The following is a 2914-nucleotide window of genomic DNA, read 5'->3' as shown; positions in this document are numbered from 1 at the left end:
TGGTCTGTTATTTATGGGGATGGCTATTGTTTCGCTGTGTGCCGGGGAAGGCAGGGAAACGCTCAAATTGAAAGCAGGTTCCTACAACCTCCGGTATTTGGGAAAGGATGTCGCGCCGAACGACTGGCCCAATCGGGGGCCGCGTGTCGTTGCGCTGCTGAAACGCGAAAAATTCGATATTTTCGGAGCGCAGGAGGCGATGGTTCCCCAGATCGCAACGATCGAAAGCGAGAACGGCTATCGCTGCATCGGCCGGGGCCGGGAGGCCGGAGGCGGCGGTGAATATTCCTGCATCTTCTACGACCCGGAACGGTTTGACTGTCTGAAGGAAAACACGTTCTGGCTCTCCGAGACACCGGAAGCTCCCGGTTCCCGATCATGGGGAAGCGCCTGTGCGCGTATCTGCACCTACGGCCTGTTCCGAGAACGCCGGAATGGAAGAGAGTTTCTGTTCGCCAATACCCATCTGGACCATATTAGCCCGGAAGCCAGAGAAAACGGCATTGCGCTGATTCTGGAACGGCTCAAGCCGTATCTTCGGCGATATCCGGCCATTCTGACCGGAGACTTCAACTCCTTTCCCGGTGACAAACCGGTGCTTCTGGCCAGCGAAAAGCTGCACGATGCCCGGCTCCGGGCGGAGCTGGCGGCAGGGCCGTCAGGTACTTTCCACGGTTACGAATCCGATCCCGCACGACGTAAATATTCAGAGCCGATTGATTATCTGCTGGTGACGCCGGAAATTCGCGTCAGGTCTTTCCGGGTTATCGAGGATTTTCAGGGCGGGCTGGCCTCCAGCGACCATTTCCCGCTGGCTGCAGAGCTGGAGATACCGTAATGATGAGAAAAGAGTTTTCCATTGACGCGGAGTGGCGGTCGCAGGTGCCGGAACCGGTTTTCGATGAAAGGCCCGAATATAACCGGCTGTATGAACGAACCTGGGAACTGGCGCACGATCATCTGCTGGATCTTCCGGGGATGCCCCAGACTCCTTATATGGACGAAGCGTTCTGCGATGTCCGCATCTGGATCTGGGACAGCTGCTTCATGAGCCTCTTCTGCAAATATGCGCCGAACTGTTTTCCCGGCGTCGAAACCCTGAATAATTTCTATTTGCCTTTGTACGGCGGCGGCCGCCTGCCGCAGGTCATCGCCCGCAATGCGCCGGAGTGGACCGGAGCAACGATCGGCGAACCGGCGGAGATCAAAATCTGCATCGCCGACAATCCGCCGCTTTTCGCGTGGGCCGAGCTTCAGAATGCGCTGATGACCGGCGACCGGGAACATCTGCGTGAATTGCTGCTGGAAAAGCGTTTTCTGCAGAAGCATTTCGAGTGGCTTGAAAATCTGACCGGACCCGCATGGCCTCCGGCAGCCGGCACTCCGACTTTCTGGAGAAAGCGGACCGGGGGATATCTGTGGGAGGGCGGGGCGAGCGGCATGGACAATACCCCGCGCGGCCGGACCGGGCCGAGTGCATCGATGCCCCGCCCGAACAATCCGCGGATGTTCTGGCTCGATGCGATTTCACAACAGGCGCTCTCCGCCTCCTGCATCTCGGTGCTGGCCGGATTGATCGGAGAGGAAGAGCTTGCCGCCGTGTGGCAGGAGCGGTTCGAAGCGTTTCGCAAAACCGTTAACCGCAGTTACTGGTGCGAAGAGGACGGCTTTTATTATGACATCGACGGGGAAGACGGCAGTTTTTACAAGGTTGTGACGCCGGCTTCATTCTGGCCGGTGCTGGCCGGAATCGCGACGCCGGAACAGGTCGGCCGGATGATCGCTTTCGCGATGACGCCGGAACGGCTCGGCGGTCCGCTGCCGCTGCTCTCTCTCGCCCGGAACGATGCCGATTTCAATGCTGAAAACGGCTGCTACTGGCGCGGTTCGCTGTGGCTGCCCACTGCCTATATGGCGGTCAAGGCTCTGGAAAAATACGGCGAATTCGAACTGGCCCGGGATTGTGCCCGGAAAATCCTCGAGCATCAGTACCGGACCTTTGCCGAGTACGAGCCGCACACCGTCTGGGAGTGTTATGCGCCGAATGCGCCGGAGCCGGCCCGTTCGTGCGACGAAAACGGCCGGGTTGTCCGTCCTGGCTTCTGCGGCTGGTCGGCACTCGGCCCGATTTCGCTCTACCTCGAAAACGTGATCGGCCTTTCGGAAGCGGATGCATTTGCCCGCACCCTCAACTGGTCGTTGCCGAAAAAGGTGAAGGGAAGGATCGGCGTCCGCAATTACCGCTTCGGCGATGTGCTTGCCGACCTCATCGTTGAAAACGGCATGCTCACCGCCCGGAGCAGCTGGCCGTTCCGCCTGATTCTGAACGGCACCGGGTTGGATATTCCCGGAGGAGAATGCCGCATCGTTTGCAGAGAGTGACCATTTCCTCCCAAACGGTATCCAAACCGGACTAATGGTGGTTGGCAAAATGCGGAAATCACATTCAATGATCTTGGCAGCAATTAATCGCAACAGTTCCTGATTTGGATAAGCGTTTGAAAATGCAATATAGATTTTTCTAGCATTGTGACGAATGACAGTTCCAGTTTTCACTAAGAACTTATCCCTAAATAAAAGATGAAATCCAAGAAAATTATGCTATATTTGCATTCTGTAACGCGGGAGGTGAATATGGCAGTCAAATCATGGGAAGTGTCGGATGAATTTTGGGCGCGGGTTGCTCCCTTGATACCGAAAGTGAAACGTGATCCGAAAAAAAGTTATCAGCGGCGACGCGGAGGTGGTCGCAAACCGATGGAATCCCGCAGGATTTTTGAGGCAATCATATATGTTCTGCGCACAGGCATTCAGTGGAAAGCCCTGCCGAAAGAATATGGCAGTTCCAGCAGTGTGCATCGTTATTTCCGAAAATGGGAATCACTCGGATTTTTCCGTAAACTCTGGAAGAAAG

3 protein-coding genes are annotated in these 2914 nt (G+C 56.2%); all 3 read left to right on the top strand.

The features are described 5' to 3' along the window. The coding region (locus ACMLHG_RS10425; RefSeq protein WP_417170444.1) for an endonuclease/exonuclease/phosphatase family protein at positions 1–838 on the top strand (838 nt) is incomplete at its 5' end. Next, on the top strand, positions 838–2382 hold the full coding sequence (locus ACMLHG_RS10420) for an MGH1-like glycoside hydrolase domain-containing protein (protein ID WP_417170443.1): 1545 nt from the start codon (positions 838–840) through the stop codon (positions 2380–2382). The genes ACMLHG_RS10425 and ACMLHG_RS10420, both read left to right, overlap by 1 nt. A gap of 252 nt (positions 2383–2634) precedes the next feature. Then, on the top strand, positions 2635–2914 hold a 280-nt coding region (locus tag ACMLHG_RS10415), incomplete at its 3' end, for a transposase (protein WP_417170442.1).

Source organism: Victivallis sp. (assembly GCF_048170485.1).
Lineage (GTDB): Bacteria > Verrucomicrobiota > Lentisphaeria > Victivallales > Victivallaceae > Victivallis.
The sequence above is the reverse complement of the archived record's forward strand: the minus strand, read 5'-3'. Positions and strand labels throughout refer to the sequence as shown.

Bases quoted from the DNA above. Each gene is read 5' to 3' on its own strand.
- ACMLHG_RS10420 (WP_417170443.1), top strand. From the start codon at position 838: ATGATGAGAAAAGAGTTTTCCATTGACGCGGAGTGGCGGTCGCAGGTG.